The organism is Flavobacterium sp. (genome assembly GCF_044368625.1).
GTDB lineage: Bacteria > Bacteroidota > Bacteroidia > Flavobacteriales > Flavobacteriaceae > Flavobacterium.
Map to the genome: position 1 here is coordinate 1 of NZ_JBIPPD010000053.1, position 16,708 is coordinate 16,708.

16 protein-coding genes are annotated in these 16,708 nt (G+C 38.4%); 6 read left to right on the forward strand and 10 right to left on the reverse strand.

Annotated elements, in window-relative coordinates:
* Window positions 1–373 precede the first annotated feature (373 nt).
* The 5 genes from ACIQ2X_RS06035 to ACIQ2X_RS06055 all read right to left on the reverse strand — a co-directional run bounded on the left by ACIQ2X_RS06035 (window position 374) and on the right by ACIQ2X_RS06055 (window position 7,107).
* On the reverse strand, window positions 374–1,471 hold the full coding sequence (locus tag ACIQ2X_RS06035) for a slipin family protein (protein WP_396178025.1): 1,098 nt from the start codon (window positions 1,469–1,471) through the stop codon (window positions 374–376).
* A 643-nt stretch (window positions 1,472–2,114) separates the two neighbouring features.
* Entirely contained in the window at window positions 2,115–2,444 is a 330-nt protein-coding gene (locus ACIQ2X_RS06040; protein WP_396178026.1) for an HIRAN domain-containing protein, read from the reverse strand.
* Between the two features lie 415 nt (window positions 2,445–2,859).
* Window positions 2,860–3,000 carry a hypothetical protein gene (locus ACIQ2X_RS06045; RefSeq protein WP_396178027.1) on the reverse strand — a complete coding sequence of 47 codons (141 nt, stop codon included), beginning with the start codon at window positions 2,998–3,000 and terminating at the stop codon, window positions 2,860–2,862.
* Window positions 3,001–3,730: 730 nt separating this feature from the next.
* On the reverse strand, window positions 3,731–5,857 hold the full coding sequence (recQ, locus tag ACIQ2X_RS06050; protein WP_396178029.1) for a DNA helicase RecQ: 2,127 nt from the start codon (window positions 5,855–5,857) through the stop codon (window positions 3,731–3,733).
* Window positions 5,858–5,961: 104 nt separating this feature from the next.
* Window positions 5,962–7,107 carry a hypothetical protein gene (locus ACIQ2X_RS06055; protein ID WP_396178030.1) on the reverse strand — a complete coding sequence of 382 codons (1,146 nt, stop codon included), beginning with the start codon at window positions 7,105–7,107 and terminating at the stop codon, window positions 5,962–5,964.
* Window positions 7,108–7,377: 270 nt separating this feature from the next.
* On the opposite strand from ACIQ2X_RS06055, the gene ACIQ2X_RS06060 reads away from it, so the two are divergent.
* Window positions 7,378–7,584 carry a hypothetical protein gene (locus ACIQ2X_RS06060; RefSeq protein ID WP_396178031.1) on the forward strand — a complete coding sequence of 69 codons (207 nt, stop codon included), beginning with the start codon at window positions 7,378–7,380 and terminating at the stop codon, window positions 7,582–7,584.
* 239 nt (window positions 7,585–7,823) lie between these two features.
* On the opposite strand, the gene ACIQ2X_RS06065 is transcribed toward ACIQ2X_RS06060, so the two are convergent.
* Window positions 7,824–9,245, reverse strand: coding sequence for an RtcB family protein (locus tag ACIQ2X_RS06065; protein WP_396178033.1), 1,422 nt, complete (start codon window positions 9,243–9,245; stop codon window positions 7,824–7,826).
* A 98-nt stretch (window positions 9,246–9,343) separates the two neighbouring features.
* On the opposite strand from ACIQ2X_RS06065, the gene ACIQ2X_RS06070 reads away from it, so the two are divergent.
* The 3 genes from ACIQ2X_RS06070 (at window position 9,344) to ACIQ2X_RS06080 (ending at window position 11,411) form a co-directional block, all read left to right on the forward strand.
* Window positions 9,344–9,955: a hypothetical protein gene (locus ACIQ2X_RS06070; protein WP_396178034.1), complete on the forward strand. Its 612-nt coding sequence runs from the start codon at window positions 9,344–9,346 to the stop codon at window positions 9,953–9,955.
* Window positions 9,956–9,989: 34 nt separating this feature from the next.
* Window positions 9,990–11,012 carry a helix-turn-helix transcriptional regulator gene (locus ACIQ2X_RS06075; RefSeq protein ID WP_396178035.1) on the forward strand — a complete coding sequence of 341 codons (1,023 nt, stop codon included), beginning with the start codon at window positions 9,990–9,992 and terminating at the stop codon, window positions 11,010–11,012.
* 120 nt (window positions 11,013–11,132) lie between these two features.
* The gene (locus ACIQ2X_RS06080) at window positions 11,133–11,411 is read left to right on the forward strand and encodes a hypothetical protein (protein ID WP_396178036.1); all 279 of its coding nucleotides are present in this window, start codon (window positions 11,133–11,135) and stop codon (window positions 11,409–11,411) included.
* A gap of 42 nt (window positions 11,412–11,453) precedes the next feature.
* Here ACIQ2X_RS06080 and ACIQ2X_RS06085 read toward each other — a convergent pair whose 3' ends face one another.
* Window positions 11,454–11,786: a TM2 domain-containing protein gene (locus ACIQ2X_RS06085; RefSeq protein WP_396178037.1), complete on the reverse strand. Its 333-nt coding sequence runs from the start codon at window positions 11,784–11,786 to the stop codon at window positions 11,454–11,456.
* Between the two features lie 46 nt (window positions 11,787–11,832).
* A complete protein-coding gene (locus ACIQ2X_RS06090; protein WP_396178038.1) occupies window positions 11,833–13,176 on the reverse strand; it encodes an NAD(P)-dependent oxidoreductase in 1,344 nt (447 codons plus the stop codon).
* Window positions 13,177–13,462: 286 nt separating this feature from the next.
* On the opposite strand from ACIQ2X_RS06090, the gene ACIQ2X_RS06095 reads away from it, so the two are divergent.
* Window positions 13,463–13,930, forward strand: a complete 468-nt coding sequence (locus ACIQ2X_RS06095; RefSeq protein WP_396178039.1) for a hypothetical protein — start codon at window positions 13,463–13,465, stop codon at window positions 13,928–13,930.
* Window positions 13,931–14,033: 103 nt separating this feature from the next.
* Here the strand turns inward: ACIQ2X_RS06095 and ACIQ2X_RS06100 are convergent, their stop codons facing one another.
* Window positions 14,034–15,179, reverse strand: coding sequence for a cystathionine gamma-synthase (locus ACIQ2X_RS06100; RefSeq protein WP_396178040.1), 1,146 nt, complete (start codon window positions 15,177–15,179; stop codon window positions 14,034–14,036).
* Window positions 15,180–15,364: 185 nt separating this feature from the next.
* Between ACIQ2X_RS06100 and ACIQ2X_RS06105 the strand changes: the two genes are divergently transcribed.
* Window positions 15,365–16,114 carry a PdaC/SigV domain-containing protein gene (locus tag ACIQ2X_RS06105; RefSeq protein WP_396178041.1) on the forward strand — a complete coding sequence of 250 codons (750 nt, stop codon included), beginning with the start codon at window positions 15,365–15,367 and terminating at the stop codon, window positions 16,112–16,114.
* Window position 16,115: 1 nt separating this feature from the next.
* Here ACIQ2X_RS06105 and ACIQ2X_RS06110 read toward each other — a convergent pair whose 3' ends face one another.
* A complete protein-coding gene (locus tag ACIQ2X_RS06110; protein ID WP_396178042.1) occupies window positions 16,116–16,571 on the reverse strand; it encodes a DinB family protein in 456 nt (151 codons plus the stop codon).
* Window positions 16,572–16,708 lie beyond the last annotated feature (137 nt).

Genomic DNA, 16,708 nt, shown 5'->3' on the forward strand with positions numbered 1-16,708 from the left:
TTTTATTTTGAGTTTAACGATATTGTATGTTTTTTTCGTAAAAAAATATCCCAAAAAAGCAATTGACTCATAATTTCAAAATAAGCATTATAACATCTGCCATAGGTTGAAAAATTTTTGGTAGCTGTTTACAAAATAAATAGAAAATGACAGACGGGAATTTTGCAATTATCCATTTTGAAACGCTATCAATGAAGATATATCAAATTGTGAGTACGGCAAAGTAAAAAGTCAACAAAACTAGTGCTTTAAAAACTTGAGGCAAACATTTTCGAGTTGACATCAACTTTTAGGCACGATTAAATATCAATTCTCGGATCAACTGTTTCAAATTTTAAAAACCACGAACCTATAAAAGTCCGTGGTTGATTGTCTATTTAACGAAAATTTCCTTCAATTGACCGATGATGTTGCTACTGCCAGAAATCGTGATTTCACCAATCTTGTCGGCAATTTTTTCAACGTATTCCATCTCTTTCAATTTCCACAACATCTCGTTTTCCTCCATCAATTTGGCGGTGTTCAACAAGCTTCTCGTAGAAGCCGTTTCTTCACGTCGCATGATGCTGTTGGCTTGTGCCTTTTTCTCAGCAACCAAAACTTGGTTCATGATTTCTTTCATGTCGCCTGGCAAAATTACGTCTCGGATACCGGCATCAGCAACCACCAAACCCAAGGCATTGATTTTTACCTGAACGTTTTCCAATATTTCTTTGGCAACCGTATCTTTTCGAGCCAACAATTCATCCAACGTGAATCCGCCAACAAAAGCCCTCAAAGCCAATTGCATCAAGACGTACAACTGTTTTTCAAAATCTTTATTGTCCACCAACGCTTTGAAAATATGCGTCACTTGGTAGCTTACAAAAAAGTTGATACGCAAACCGGCTTTGTCCTTGGTCAACAATTCCTGACCAGAAATTTCCAATTGTTGTTGTCTCGTATCGGCTGTTTTTACTTCTACAGAAATAGCGTTGTTCCAAAAGTAATAGGTTCCAGCCGTCAATTCTTTGGCAAAAATACCGTTAACGAACAACAAACCTTTCTCGAAATTGGCCACTTGAAAACGTCTTACATACATTCTGATCTTTGCGTTTTCCAACAAAGCTTGTGGAATTTGCTCGGTGATGTACACTTTAGACAAGTCGACTTTCACAAACGTATTTTTTACATACCCTTTCCAAAATGCATACCTTCCGGTGTTCAAAACTTCTTTGAAGATGTCGTTCACAAAGTACAAGGCAATTCCATTATCGGCAATTTCAACGATTTCCAACAAAGAAGCCAAAGCCTCATTTTGCAACAAGATGTTCAATTCAATTGGTGCTACAAAAGTTTGTTTCTTTTCAAAAACCATTACTTCTTTGTTGCCAAAGATCCAGAAGACGCCTTCCTCCAAAACTTTTACCAACTTTTTATTCTCAAATACCAAACCCACTTGGTAGGCATTAATGCGTACTTTTTTAATCATTTTTTTTTATTTTTAAACGTTTAATATTAATAAGAAAACGAACCTGCTCCATCCTTTTTCCCTGACGGAAGTAGGCGGGTCTTTTGTGAATTGACCTTTGTTTCGGACTATTTTCAGATTAAATTCAACAGAATTTTTATCGGTCAAGCCAAAAAGAAAAGCCAGGATTTCAAAACACATCACACTACTTTCAAGTCCTGTCAAAAGTGTAAAATCCAGATATTGCAATTGAATTGTACTGATCGAGCAGGCTCTATTTTCTTTGCTTGCATTTTTTTAAAGAGTCATGCTGCTCTTTCTTTCAGATTTAAAGTCTGAGAAGGCGACGGCCGCTGTCAACCCGAATCAAAATCCGGTGCAGGATTCGAACCTGCGTAACCAATCTATTGTTCTAACCAACTGAACTATCCCGACAAGTCAGGAACGGGAATCGAACCCGTGACCCATAGAGTACGAGTGGTATTTTGGTAACCACCCAAACCTCCAAATCAAGTTGCACAGATAAACATGATACGCTTTCGCGAAAAGTGATCTACAATGGTGCTGTACAGAAACACGCAACAGGACTTGTTTGATATTTTAGGTTCTTTTTGCTTAAACAAAGATTTCAAAACCACTACGCAATTATTTTACGTAGAGGAAATTAGTTTTCATTTTCAATCAAATGGACAACTACCATAATTTGCTTTTCGGGATGTTCATAAGGATCAACTTGCTGGATAACAATACTTAAATTTGACCCTAACCCGACTTTCAAAAGTTTATAAATAATTCTGTTTTCCGATTTTGGAATGAAACCCAATTTTTTCCCTTTGAAATAAAGGGCAACCGCTCGTGCATCAAACTTGTTGTCTTCTTCCAGTTTTAATTTTAGTTTTTTACCAATGGTCAGTTTTTTAAACACCAATGGCCCATCATAGTAAGTGAAACCTGCTATGCTAAAGTGGCTTAAATGTTCTTTTCTAGTTTTCATTTTTACTTGTTTTTAATACTTTTTCATTTGCGAAACAGATTCAGGTCGAACGAATACCTTCCAGTCCCTATGGCGAGACGGCAGACCACCTACACCACTATTCCAATTATCGGGGAAGCAATCCCGAAACTTCAGGAGAACTTGTAACCTCCCGCGTCCAAGACAGGTAAACAAACACCGTTATCTCCTCCGTTTTAACTCCTAAGCGCTTACTTGATGAGAGACAGTCAAAAAATAAGCGCTTTTAGAGATTTGTTTCCTTTCTAAAAAAACAATGTGACCTCGAGGTTCCGAGAGCTATCGGGAGAACCTCTAACCTTTTATTTAGCAGGCAGTTGAGCTACGAAATCATTCATTTTTGTGCATAAAAAAAGCACCTCATCAAGGTGCTTCAAAACATATCAACAGAATATACTTATTCCATTTGCCTGCATTCATGCACCAGTACCGTCAAAAATCCGCGATCAAAACTCGGGTTCGCCAGTTGTGTATTATGTGATTTTAAATTACAAATCATTGTTGCGTTTTCTTTATATGTTGAAATTATTGTTGTCATTATTTTTATTTTAACCCTCATTCCTAAATCTTAAATCTTTCAATCTTAACGCCGCAAAGATAAACTCAAAAAAAACAAACTTCCAAATCATTTTAAAAAATAATTTACTGAATATCAAGTACTTAAATATAATTTAAAGCCAAAAAAATTCCTGTCCACCAACTCGGGTAGAAGCTTATTTGAACCAAATGACTGTCTCTCACCGGATTACTTTTCAAGGCTATTGGTTACTATTTTGTATGATCATTAAACATTTTTCTATTTATTTTTTTAATCCATTTCAATGAATGGCTTCCATTTGGATTTTAAACGAAAAAAGCGCCCCGATACCAGGACGCTTTTACTATTATTTTTGATTTTTCAGCTACAAATTTTACCCAAAATCCAAACAATAACCCTTACATCCACGACATTCACTAGGAAGTTTTCCTTCCTTGCGATCGCAAACCAGTCTAAATGACGCGTTGATATTTTGGTATATGTTTTTCATTTCGAGGGCAAATGTATTGTTTTTTTTCAAAATTACTGATTGCTTTCCTAAAAACTTGACTCAGCAAATGGGAAGACTTCTTTGGGTGAAGTTTTTAGTTGTAATTTAGTATGCTGCGAGGTCAGCGAATTCGAAGCACGTATGTGGTGTTACATTCCTATTCCTTGTATAAGATTTCCTCAATAACAGACCGTTGTTCATGGTTTTTCCGCAGTTTGAGTTTGAAATATAACGGTTTCTCTATTCGCTGTACTCCGTAATTTTCCCACTTTCCTTCTCCAAAACCGCCAGTCCCATTCGGATCCTTTCATACGACATTTGCGCTTCAAAATAATCGAAATACGGTTTCAAGGCCGTTGTAGGTTCCAAGGTAGTTTGAGCGGCTTTGATTTGGCGCACTTCTTCGGCAGAAACAAAAGCACTGACGTCGGAAATATGACCGTCCACATACAATTTGGCAATGTGCGAAAGCACCGTGGAAATTCCTAATTTCCGCTGTGAAGCAATATCTTCAACCGAAATACCTTGCTGATAAAGTGCTAGTGTGACTTTATACGTACTTCCTTCTTTCTGGTCCTTTGTCTTTTTGTTTTGCTGAAAAGTAATAATCGCATCGATAAATGCAGCACCGTATTTTTCAAGTTTGGCTTTACCCACCCCATCTATTGTAAGAAATTCCGATTCACTCATCGGACGAACCATTTCCAATTGCCGTAGCGTCGCGTCGTTAAAAATAACATACGCCGGAACACTTTCTTCTTTGGAAATGTCATACCGCAATTGGCGTAAAATATCAAACAAAGAGTTCGCTGTGGTGCGCTTTTTCACCGACTTGCTTTCGCTGTAATCCACGGCTTTTTTCACCACCGAAGTCAACTGTACTTTTTGCCCTTCGAAGAGTACTTTTCGAGCAAAGGGAGTCAACAGAATTTTATTGTTTTGGTGAAAAGCTATTTCGCAATAGCCTAAATTAATCAACTGTATCAAATACTGGTTCCAATCGTACCAAGAGGTGTCGCCGCCGATTCCGTAGGTTTTCAGGTCTTGGTACTGCTTTTCGTACATATAGGCGTTTTTCGAACCCCGTAAAAAATCAACAATCACCGACAAAGGTTCTTGTTCCTTCAAACGGGCAATTGCCGACAAAGCCTTTTGGGCCAATACTGTGCCGTCAAAAAACACGGGGGGATTTTTGCAGATGTCACAATTCCCACAATTATCTGTAACCAATTCACCAAAATACGAAAGCAGGATTTTCCTACGGCAACTCAACGCGTCGGCATATTGCTTCATGCGTTCGAGTTTGGCAAGTTGTACTTCCGAATTCAAACCTTCTCCAGCAAATTTCTGCAACTGAATCACATCGGCATAACTTTCAAATAAAATCGTTTCTGAAGGCAAACCGTCTCGGCCTGCACGGCCTATTTCTTGGTAATATCCTTCAATGTTTTTGGGTAAATTATAGTGAATCACCCAGCGGACATTTGATTTGTCAATCCCCATCCCAAAAGCAATGGTGGCGCATACAATCGGACAATCGTCGTTGATGAAATCCTCTTGTGTTTTGGCACGAAGACCCGCTTCCAAACCTGCGTGATAGGCTTTGGCATTGATGCCTTTTTGCTGTAATTTCTGAGCCAATTCTTCGGTTGTTTTCCGACTCAAACAATACACGATACCGGATTCATTGGGTTTACTTTCAATAAAATCGATAATCTGTTTCACACGATCGAGAGCAGGTCGGACCTCCAAACTCAAGTTTTTTCGATCAAAAGACGAAACATAAATAGTAGGGTCGTTCAATTGCAACTGTTGGGCAATATCGTTACGAGTCGCTTTGTCGGCGGTGGCTGTCAAGGCTAAAACTGGAGTGTTGGGAAAACGCTTTTTCAAGTACCCCAAATTCGTATAAGCGGGACGAAAATCATGTCCCCAAGCCGAAATACAATGGGCTTCATCAATAGCAATCAAACTAATTTGCAACGAATTGAATGCCTGATCGAGGTACGACAAACTTTCGGGAGCTACATAAACTAGCTTGATCGTATTGTCCCGCAAACCGTCCAGCAGCAAGTGTTGTTCTTGTTCGTTTTGGGTACTGTTGATGAAACAAGCAGCAATACCATTGGCTTTCAAACTGTCTACCTGGTCTTTCATCAAAGCAATAAGCGGCGAAACCACCACGGTAATTCCAGGAAGCAGCAAAGCAGGCAACTGAAAACAAATGGACTTTCCGCCGCCGGTAGGCATAATCGCTAAAGCGTCTTTGTTAGCGAGTACTGTTTGAATAATCGCTTCTTGATGGGGTCGGAACTTTTCAAACCCAAAATGTTCTTTTAATTGTGCGTGTAAAACTGCAGTATCCATAAGGCGTATATTTTCGATAAAAGTACTACTTGTGGTGTTCTTATAGAAATTTTAGTTGGAAAAGGATTGGATGGAATATACCCGAAATCTTTATCTCTTGATAATTAAAAATCTAGCGTCGGTTCTTCTCCATTTAATACTCTACCGTCTATTAATCTCTGAACATAAGATTTCCTTAAATCATGGTAAAATGAATCTTTTCCTCCAACAGAAAATCCCATTTTTTTATTGAACTGGTATTGCTCAAAAGCTAAAGGTAAATGATCTGCCACTTTTTTACAGCGGTATTCATTATTGGCCAAAATCAAAGCTTTTTTAAAATCTGTATTTGCCCGAATGGGTATATCTTCTTTCGTTCGAATTAATTCTCTAATCAGGTCTTCATAATAGAAGTTATCCTCAAATGAATTGTATTCCACATAATGCTTATTTTTGCTTTGTATGTCCTTGCTTTCAAAAGTTTTTACAAAAAAAGCTATCGTTTCTTGATCGGAACTTAAATGCTGGACACCACTGTCCTGAAGAAGAATCGAAGGTTGCCCTATTTTTTCTTTTTCTGCTTGATTTTTAAAAAATAAATCACTGTAAAAACGTTCTTTTTCACCTCTAAGATCGGGCAAAAGTAACAGACTAGTATTGCCCGTTCTTTGGTTATGAAATTCATACCACTCGGGCATCCCATAATAGTCACCTTCAGTATCTAAGTAATCCGCTTTCATCTCTTCATAATCTTGCCATTCGTCACCTGCAAAATAATCTTCAAGTTCCGTCTCTTCTTTTAGTAAATATTGCTGATACATCTCAATATCATCTGCTGTAAGCGGTTCTAAAAACGGACAATTGAAAATATTGTTTTGCCATACTACAAAATCAAAACAAATGGCGACACCTTCGAGTTCAACTTGTTCTGCTCTCCACAAACATTGTAAATCAAACAGTTTTTTTTGCAGGATAATTTCTAAATGGTTATGTGCCAATTCTATCCACTGCGAACGCTGCTCGTCGGCCATTTTTTTATACATATTACCAAACCGAAACCATAAGTATTTTTGATTCAAATAATGGTCTACGAAAGAATTAATGGAAGTTTCCTTAAAGCCTTTAAAATAATTTTGAACGGCTTCATTTTGTTCCAACTCTTTTCGCCACTTTATTTTTATCTCTTTTTCATTCAGTAATTCTTGAATGCCTTCTTCTACTTTATTCTGTGTGTACTTATCAATGTTTGATCCGTCGTTTGGTGTTTCCATGTTTCTATAGATTAAAATAAAATTGCCCGTGTAAAAATATGCTTTTTTTAGTTCGTACAAAAAATCAATGAACTAATTTTAAATGGATTAAGCACCCCATTTTCACACTATAAGGTTTTTATGAGGTAGTATTAGTGGAAAAAAGGATCAAATTGACCACCTAATTCCAGTTGAAATTGACCAGCAGTTTCGGTTGAAATTGACCACCTAAAAACGACTGCTTTTTTTCATGCTGTTAGCCCTTAAATTCGTTTTAAAAAAGACGGATTTATGACCAATAAATTAACAGACATGAGTAAAATTAGAAAAGCATTAAAATCCCATAGTAGTGGCAAGAGTAAGCTCTTTATTAGCAATTATCTCTCGCTTTCCAGAAATACCGTAAAGAAATATATTGCCTTATTTGATGCCTTGGGAATAAATTTGGAAGACCTTGAAAAGAAAACAGATGCTGATTTAGAAAACCAATTTTCGTAACCGACGCTAGAGTCTGCCAATCCTAGTCTGGAAAAACTCCATCATAAATTACCGCTTCCAGTAAAAACAAAAAAATTGTTTCCAAATTTAACACAAAAACAACCACTTCCTCTGCCTATTACAGCAAATTTTGTGGTTGTTCGTGTTTTTAAACAAAATTGCAGAGACCCTGAAATGAATTCAGGGTGACAAAGCTGGAGAAAATACTGAGCACTGAGACTGACCACTGCGACTGAAAACTAATCCTCTCGACTTCCATCATCTGCCATTCGTACCATTTTCGGAGTGAGTTTGGCCACAACATCGACCAAATCTTCTTGTGCCGCCATGACTTGGTGGATGTCTTTGTAAGCCATTGGTGCTTCGTCCAAACTGGCTCCAATCAAAGTCACGCCGTGGTGGTTCAAGATGCTTTTCATCTCGTTTTTGGTTATCGATTTGATGGCTTTGGTTCGGCTCATTTGTCGTCCCGCTCCATGAGAAGCCGAGTTGATGGCGTTTTCTTCGCCTTTACCGCGAACCAAAAATCCGGGAGCTGTCATACTTCCGGGGATGATTCCCATGACACCTTTTCCAGCAGGAGTCGCTCCTTTTCGATGCACGATGACTTCTTCGCCGTTCCAAATTTCCTTCCATGCAAAGTTGTGGTGGTTTTCTACTTTCGCCAAAACCGTCGCACCCAAAGCCTTTTTCATTTTGCTATGGATAATTTCGTGGCAAGCCGAGGCATAATCACCCGCCAAGTTCATTGCAATCCAATATTCCTGACCCAATGCCGAATTCATATCCAAGTACGCCAAGTTTCGCGCCACTTCGGGCAATTTGCAAACGTCCTTTGCCAACTTGGTATAATGTCCAGCTACTGTTGCGCCAAAACCTCTGGAACCCGAATGCGTCAACAACGCTACGTATTTTCCTTTTGGGATATTCAATACCGTATCTTCTTTTTCAAATTCAATGATTCCGAATTCCACAAAATGATTTCCGCCACCAGAAGAACCCAATTGCGACCATGCTTTATCTTTCAAGCTTTTTGTTAAAGCGTTGGTTTGAAAATGAGGGCTTTCCAATACCGCATGATCGGATTTGTACGGGCCGTGAAATCCGTGTCCCGCACCAAATTTGGAATGCGCTACCAATTCTCGTTTGAATTTATCGTGGTGTTCGGTGTAAAACGCTTCAGGAATATCGTAGATGGACAACGCCATTCGGCAACCAATATCAACGCCCACGCCGTAAGGAATTATGGCGTTTTTAGTAGCCAAAACACCACCAATCGGCAATCCGTAACCTTGATGGGCATCCGGCATCAAAGCACCTGCAACCGTTACGGGAAGTTTCATAGCGACCCGCATTTGGTCCAAAGCACCTTCTTCAATTTGTTCCAATCCATAAGCCGAAAAAGCGTTTGGCTCTGGATTCAAAGTGATGAAATCTTCGGGTTTTTCATTGGCTTTTTGGATTATGGCCGAAGCGAGTTTGCTGAATATTTTATCCGATATATAGTTTTCGGGTTGGGCTAAAACCGCCGCATAATTGGCCAACATTTGTTCTTTTGTAAAACCGTTTCGTCCGCGATTGATTCGCAAAGCAATTCCTAAAACGGCGTTTTCTGCATATCCCAATGCAATTAAATCTGTTCCGTTGATGGGTGTGTTCATACGTTTTTTCTTTTTGACGGTACAAAGATGCTCGCGGGACTACGCAATTATTTTGCGCAGTAAAAATTAATTTTTACATTTGAAAAAAACAATTGCCGATGGATCTTCAAAATATTTATATTGAACTGCTCGAACGTATTGGTTTTTCGCCTGAAAATACAGGTAAACATTGGCAAAAATTAGAAAAAGCGTATTCCAGCGCTTCCAGACATTACCACAATTTAAAACATTTGGAGGAAATGTTGGAATGTTTTGAAATGTATAAAAATCAGTTGGAATTTCCAGAAGAAGTTTTATACGCCCTTTTTTACCACGATTACATTTACAACTGTGCTCGAAAAGACAACGAACGCAGAAGTGCCGAACATGCGATAGCATTATTGCCGGAACAGTCAAGTGCCAACAAGCAAATTATTTTCGATTTGATTTTGGCCACCAAAAACCACGTTACTATGGGTGTGAACGACGAAAAATGGTTGATTGATTTTGACTTAAAAGTTTTGGCAAAAGCCCCAGAAGCGTATGCCATTTATGCGAAACAAATTCGAAAAGAATTCAGCATTTACCCCGACTTTCTATACCATCCCGGTCGGAAAAAAGCATTGGAACATTTCTTGGAAAAAGAGTACATCTACCAAACAGAAAGCTTTCAAACGGATTTTGAAACCAAAGCAAGAGCAAACATTCAAGCAGAAATTGATCATTTATAGATAAAATCTTTCAATCCTTTAGTCTTTTAAAAAAATGTCTCAAAATAAAAACGCCTTAATTCGCTACAAAACGATTGACAAATGTTTGCAAAACCATTACCGACAATGGACTTTGGACGATTTGACACAAGCATGTTCGGAAGCTTTATTTGAATTTGAAGGAAAAGAAAATACGGTAAGTAAACGAACAACGCAACTCGACCTTCAGCTGATGCGGAGCGAAAAGTTAGGTTACAGCGCTCCAATTGTAGTTTACGATAAAAAATTTTACAAATACGAAGACGAAGACTATTCGATTACCGATATTCCGTTGACCGAAACCGACATTAATGTGCTGACGGAAACCGTTTCGATGTTAAAACAGTTCAAAGATTTCTCTTTATTCAGCGACGTTTCCGACATTGTACAGCGGCTCGAAGACAAGATTTATGCCGAGAAGTCGAACACGCAACCCGTTATTCATTTGGATAAAAACGAAAGTTTGAAAGGCTTGCATTTTCTCGATCCTTTGTACCAAGCCATCATCAAGAAAATTGTTTTGAAAATCACGTACAAATCGTTCACGTCCCGTGATGAAAGTACGTTTTCCTTTCATGCCTCTATTTTGAAAGAATTCAACAACCGCTGGTTTTTAGTAGGAAAAAGAAGAAAAACAGCTCCCATAACCAACCTTGCTTTGGACCGAATTACTGCGGTTGATTTTGATTTCCAAGCGGAGTATTGGGAAGCTGATTTTAATGCCGAAAAGTATTATAAAAATGTGGTGGGGGTTACCGTAAATTCAGGACTTCAACCCCGAAAAGTGGCGTTAAAAATTGACCATACCAATGCTCCTTATGTTTTGACCAAACCTTTGCATACTTCGCAACGGCTCATCAATACCAATGAAGACGGCAGTATTATCATTCACTTGTTTTTGATTGAAAATTATGAATTGCATCGTCTTTTGCTGGGTTTTGGCCGTGGCCTCGAAGTGATCAGTCCGGAACGGTTACGGAATGAAATAAAAGCCAATTTGAAACGGTGCTTAGAACAATATGAAAAAGCACCATCATAAGTGTGTAGAATGAAAACCAGCAAATTCGAGTACCAACTGTGTTTTCTAAATTCGTTATATTTTTAAGAAATAAAATTCTTTCGTCAAAAATATTTTCTACATTAGCTAAAAACCATTGCTATGGAAGATAAAAACAAACCCGTTTTAGATTCGCTGATTCGGAATGGATTTCCGCAACTCACGGAGATGGATTATAAATTTACCGAATATTCGCTGAACAGTACCTTTAGTTTTAAATTTGACAGCTTAAATCATTTTATTTCCTTTTTGGAACTTGAAGCAGAAACCAACACCCAAGAAATAGCGCTTTTAGAAAAAACGTTTATCGACCTGGGCTTGGATCTTAACTCGTTCTTTTACATCAACTTTTATGATAAAAACGAAGCTTTAGGTCTATAAAAATTGAGGCAAACATTTGATAATTCTAGTCAATTTCAAAAACTAAAACCAAGGTTTTTTGTTTTTCTGATAGGTTTCATAAAATTCAGCATCGGTTTTGGTGAGGTAAATAATGCCTTCAATCAATCCGAGTAAACTCGTTGCCGCAAGCACAAATGCACCAATCAAGATACAAAGTGTGGCATAGCCAATGGCCGTTACTACTAAAATTATAATCCCTTCGTTGTTGTATCCTAAGACAAATTTGTGAACGCCAAGTGACCCTAAAAGTATGGCCAAAACACCCGTTAAAATCCGCTTATTGTCTTGTGTATACTGTGGTGGCGCTTGATAAGGCTTGTTCCAACTTTCTTCTTTGGGTCTGCTTGTTTCCATAATTTTAAGATTTGGTTTTGGTTTAATGCTATAAAAATATAAAAAATTATAGGAATGCGGAATCAATAGGCTCCCAAAGTTCGATTTTATTTCCTTCCAAGTCCAAAATCCAACCGAATTTTCCATAATCGTAGGATTCCATTTCACCCACCACTGCTACGCCTTCTTCTTTTAATTGTTCCAAAAGTGTTTCTAAATTCCGCACGCGAAAATTTTGCATAAACTCCTTTTTTGAAGGTTCAAAATAGGTGGTGTTTGCCGCAAGAACAGACCATTGTGTGGAGCAATCGGCACCTGCTTTGTCTTTCCACCAAAAAGTACAACCATAAGCGTCAGTGCTTAATTGCAAGTGTTTGTGGTACCAATCTCTTAACTTTTCAGGATTTTCGGATTTAAAAAAGAAGCCTCCAATTCCCGTTACACGTTCTTCCAATACTGCGTTTTGAGGAGAAGGATTGTACACCAAAAGTATTTTATCTGCAATGGTTTGGGCCAATTTCTCATGACTCTCAAAAGTCCATCCAGCGATATGTGGACTCAAGATTACATTTTCAGCCGATATCAAATCCTGAAATGCTTCAGGGATTTCCGACGTAAAAAGCTGTTCAAACGATAATTTTTCGTATTCCAAAACATCCAATCCGGCACCTAAAATTTTCTTGCTCTTTAGTGCTTTTGCCAAATCTGCAGTCACCACGCTTTTACCTCTTGCGGTATTAATCAACCAAAAGGGTTTTGAAAAAGCATTAATAAAATTTTCATCGACCAATTTGTCGGTTTCGGGCGTCCAAGGAATGTGCAAACTCAGCACGTCTGCTTGTTCTTGTAGTTTGGCCAACGAAACTTGTTTGGCATTGGCGTCGCCTACATTTGGCAAAATATCATAACACAAAACAGTCACATCAAATCCCCGAAGTTTTTTGGCGAAAGCCTTGCCCATATTTCCATAACCGATAATCCCAACCGTTTTTCCGTCCAGTTCATGTCCGCGATTCGATTCTCGTAGCCATTTTCCTGATTTCACTTCGGCATTCGCCCGATTGAGGTTATTGAACAAACTTAGAATCATTCCCAAAGCATGTTCGGCAACGGCGTTTCGGTTTCCTTCGGGTGCGGCAATTAACGCAATTCCGTTTGCAGCAGCACACTCACAATCGATGCTTTCCAATCCCGCACCCACTCGGGCAATGAATTTTAGGTTGACGGCTTTTTCCAAAAAGGCTGCATCAATCTGAAACCGACTCCGAATCACGATTCCTTCATAATTGGCAATTTTAGATTCAATCTCTTTTTTGGATGAGGTAAAGTCGTCGTCGTTTATAAATCCCGCCGCTTCGAGTTGGCTTTTCAACAAAGGATGGTTGCTATCGATATGGAGAATACGTTTCATGTGTAAATATTTATTGTTTTTAATCGGTCTCCCGATAGCTATCGGGAGTAATTCGCACATATCTTCATTGGGGTTTATCTCATCGGATACTATTTTATTTGGTATTCGATGACCCGAGCTTGCGAACTGGCGAAGCATTTTCAATTGCATCGCATTTCCGTTATGCTCATTTCATAAAATAAAATTTTGTGCGTTACAAATTAACGGAATTTAAAGTCAAATTAACACAATAAAACCAACTTCGCGCAGTTTTATAAAAAGTCAATTATCAAAAAAAACGTCACATATGAAAATCAAATTTTTATCCCTCTTCTTGTTGGCATTTTGTTTGCAGTCGTGTAATGAAAAGAAAGTATTTGACGAATTGGATAAAGATTTCCCTGAAAACCGATGGTTAAAAGGAGTAACCAAAAACTTTGAATTTAGCATTGAACAAGAAGCACGGAATTATGATGTGAATGTGCATTTTGCTTATTTTTCTGATTTTGTAATCAATCCCGTTCCGCTTTTTGTCACGATTATTTATCCGGATGGTACGGAAGAAAAAACGACCCTAAATTTAGTTGTAAAAGACAGTGAAGGCAAAGAAACCGGCGAATGTGGAGGCGATTATTGCGACATTCGTGAGATTATTTTTAAAAACGAGGCATTGAAAAAAGGCGTTTATAAGATTGCGATTCAGCAACAATTTGACGGCGCTTATTTACCGAATGTAAATGGTATCGGGATTGAAGTGGTGGCTCAAGCGGATTGATATCCTTTGCGAGAGACAACAAAACTCTAAACTTTCTCCACAAAAAAACCACTTGACACCAAAGTAATCAAATGGTTGAGATCCGAATAAACGGCAATGCTGACTATTGTAAAGCCTGTTCTAAATCGGCAATGAGGTCTTCAATATCTTCAATTCCAACGCTCAAACGAACCAAGTCGTCCGTTATACCAACAGCCAAACGGGTTTCGGCAGGAACCGAAGCGTGGGTCATTGTTGCAGGATGATTGGCCAGAGATTCTACACCACCCAAAGATTCGGCCAACGTAACTATTTTTACTCTTTCCAAAAAAGAAACCGCATCGTTCTTCTCACCCGATTGAAAATTAAACGAAACCATTCCGCCAAAACCACGCATTTGTTTCTTGGCCAAATCATGAAACGAATGCGAAGGCAAACCGGGATAATAAACGGCTTTTACTTTCAGATGTTTTTCTAAAAATTCGGCTACTTTTTGTCCGTTTTCGCAATGTCTTTGCATCCGTAAATGCAAGGTTTTTATGCCTCTCAACACCAAAAAACTATCCATTGGACCTAAAATCGCACCTGTGGCAAATTGCTGAAAATGCAGTTTTTCGCCTAGCTCGGCATCTTTCATTACCAAAGCTCCGGCAATCACATCTGAATGTCCCCCTAAATATTTGGTAGCCGAATGCATTACAATATCCGCTCCTAAATCGAGGGGTTTTTGCAAATAAGGCGTGGCAAAGGTATTATCGACTGCAAAAAGGATGTTGTGCTTTTTGGTAATCTTGGCAATCGCTTCAATATCGGCGAGTTTCATCAACGGATTTGTCGGGGTTTCCACCCAAACTAATTTTGTGTTTTCATTGATTAGCGTTTGAAAATGTTCCAAATCATCCCAATCAATAAAGTGAAAGATGATTCCTGAATCTTTGTAAATTCGGGCAAACATACGGTACGTTCCACCGTACAAATCGTTCATTGTAATCACTTCGTCGCCCGCTTTTAAGGTTCGAATCAAGCAATCTGTAGCCGCTAAACCGGAGGAAAAAGCAAGACCTTTTGCACCATTTTCGATACTTGCAAGCGCTTGCTCCAATGCCGAACGGGTTGGATTTGCCGAACGGGCGTATTCATAATCGGGATGAAATGGTTTTCCCGGACTGGTTTGTGCAAAAGTAGAGGTTTGATACACGGGCGTCATCACCGCTCCGGTATGTGGGTCGGGATGTTGACCGCCATGGATCACTTTGGTGTTAAATTTCATTTTCTGCTATTTTTAGGAAGAATACAAATTTACCGTTTAATTTTGGCTAAGCCAATTTTGTAGTCCGTACCTTTGTGTAGAATTAACATTTTTTTGCTTCGAAAATAGGCCTAAAAAAAGTAATTGCAATTTAAAAATTTCACATTCGAGTATCCGATAAGTATGCTCAATCAAAACAAAAACCAATGAAAAAGATTATATACCTCTTGACTTTTACAACGGTCTTCATCAGTTGCAATACCGAAAAAGAATTGGAATTTACCACCGAAACCTTCACCGAAAAATCAACTTTGCCTTGTTCCGACAATTGTCCGACTGTGGAGGTAAAACTTCCGATTGCAAAAGAAGGCATTGTTGCCGCAGACAGCATCAATAAGCGCGTTTATGCAGTGGTAAAAAGCATTATTTATTTTGGCGAAAAGCCTTATACTGCTTCGGAATATAAAGGATTGCTTCAGTCTTTTATCGCTTCGTATGACGATATGAAAAAAGAATTTCCAAAAGACACGTTTGGTTGGGAAGCAAAAATTGAAGGTTCCATTGCGTATCAAACCGAAAATGTTTTGAATTACAAAATCGATCATTACTCCTTTACGGGTGGCGCTCACGGATATCAAGGCGTTCGCTCCCTGATTTTCAACCCTGAAACCGGAAAAATTTTAAAAAACGAAGATTTATTTAAGGATGTAAATGCGTTCACGAAATTTGCCGAACAAAAATTCAGAACCCAATATAAAATTCCTGAAAATGCTGGAATCAATTCTACTGGATTGATGTTTGAAGAAGAAAAATTTGCTTTACCATTTACGATTTTGTTCAATCAAAAAGGCCTATTATTGTACTACAACACCTATGAAGCCGCATCGTATGCCGATGGACCCAAGGAAGTACAATTGACTTATGCGGAATTGGAACCGTATTTAAAAGTGAAGTAATTTACACCAACTTTTTCAAACTCATAATCACGCCGGTATGCAATGCTTCGTGGTAATAATTAAAGGCAATAGCGTCGCTGGCATTTTTAATCACAAAACCAGTCATTACTGTGTATTCGGTGAAACTTTCAAAAAGACCAGTGCCAAAATCAGATTCGGTTTGCGTCACAGTTGTAAAAAGCAATTCTTTTAAAAGTGCAACTTCGGCTTCAGTTACTGGTGCTGTAGGTCGTGTTCCTTTTTTGTATTTTGAAACCAAATCGGCCTTAACATGCATCGGCAAACCTGAAAGATTGTACACCAACATTTGTTGCACCACAATGATGTGACCGATGTTCCAAATAATGTTGTTGTTAAAACCCTGTGGAATGGTGTTGAGCTGTTCCAACGATAGATTTTCAATCCATCTACTGAGTAGTTTTCTACTCGTTTGTGTAATTTCAAATGTTTCTTTCATTGTTCAGGATTTTTTTGATAAAAATAACACTTTTTGAGTAGAAAATAAATTTCCTTTGCACCCTAAACTAGCATCATGGACAAAATTTACTACCTCGCTTCCTGCGATACTTGTCGGAAAATTATAAAAAACCTCCC

Bases quoted from the DNA above. Each gene is read 5' to 3' on its own strand.
- recQ (WP_396178029.1), bottom strand. From the start codon at position 5,857: ATGGATACTGCAGTTTTACACGCACAATTAAAAGAACATTTTGGGTTT.
- ACIQ2X_RS06070 (WP_396178034.1), top strand. From the start codon at position 9,344: ATGGATCTTCAAAATATTTATATTGAACTGCTCGAACGTATTGGTTTT.
- ACIQ2X_RS06085 (WP_396178037.1), bottom strand. From the start codon at position 11,786: ATGGAAACAAGCAGACCCAAAGAAGAAAGTTGGAACAAGCCTTATCAA.
- ACIQ2X_RS06055 (WP_396178030.1), bottom strand. From the start codon at position 7,107: ATGGAAACACCAAACGACGGATCAAACATTGATAAGTACACACAGAAT.
- ACIQ2X_RS06105 (WP_396178041.1), top strand. From the start codon at position 15,365: ATGAAAAAGATTATATACCTCTTGACTTTTACAACGGTCTTCATCAGT.
- ACIQ2X_RS06065 (WP_396178033.1), bottom strand. From the start codon at position 9,245: ATGAACACACCCATCAACGGAACAGATTTAATTGCATTGGGATATGCA.
- ACIQ2X_RS06035 (WP_396178025.1), bottom strand. From the start codon at position 1,471: ATGATTAAAAAAGTACGCATTAATGCCTACCAAGTGGGTTTGGTATTT.
- ACIQ2X_RS06060 (WP_396178031.1), top strand. From the start codon at position 7,378: ATGACCAATAAATTAACAGACATGAGTAAAATTAGAAAAGCATTAAAA.
- ACIQ2X_RS06075 (WP_396178035.1), top strand. From the start codon at position 9,990: ATGTCTCAAAATAAAAACGCCTTAATTCGCTACAAAACGATTGACAAA.
- ACIQ2X_RS06045 (WP_396178027.1), bottom strand. From the start codon at position 3,000: ATGACAACAATAATTTCAACATATAAAGAAAACGCAACAATGATTTGT.
- ACIQ2X_RS06110 (WP_396178042.1), bottom strand. From the start codon at position 16,571: ATGAAAGAAACATTTGAAATTACACAAACGAGTAGAAAACTACTCAGT.
- ACIQ2X_RS06040 (WP_396178026.1), bottom strand. From the start codon at position 2,444: ATGAAAACTAGAAAAGAACATTTAAGCCACTTTAGCATAGCAGGTTTC.
- ACIQ2X_RS06100 (WP_396178040.1), bottom strand. From the start codon at position 15,179: ATGAAATTTAACACCAAAGTGATCCATGGCGGTCAACATCCCGACCCA.
- ACIQ2X_RS06090 (WP_396178038.1), bottom strand. From the start codon at position 13,176: ATGAAACGTATTCTCCATATCGATAGCAACCATCCTTTGTTGAAAAGC.
- ACIQ2X_RS06095 (WP_396178039.1), top strand. From the start codon at position 13,463: ATGAAAATCAAATTTTTATCCCTCTTCTTGTTGGCATTTTGTTTGCAG.
- ACIQ2X_RS06080 (WP_396178036.1), top strand. From the start codon at position 11,133: ATGGAAGATAAAAACAAACCCGTTTTAGATTCGCTGATTCGGAATGGA.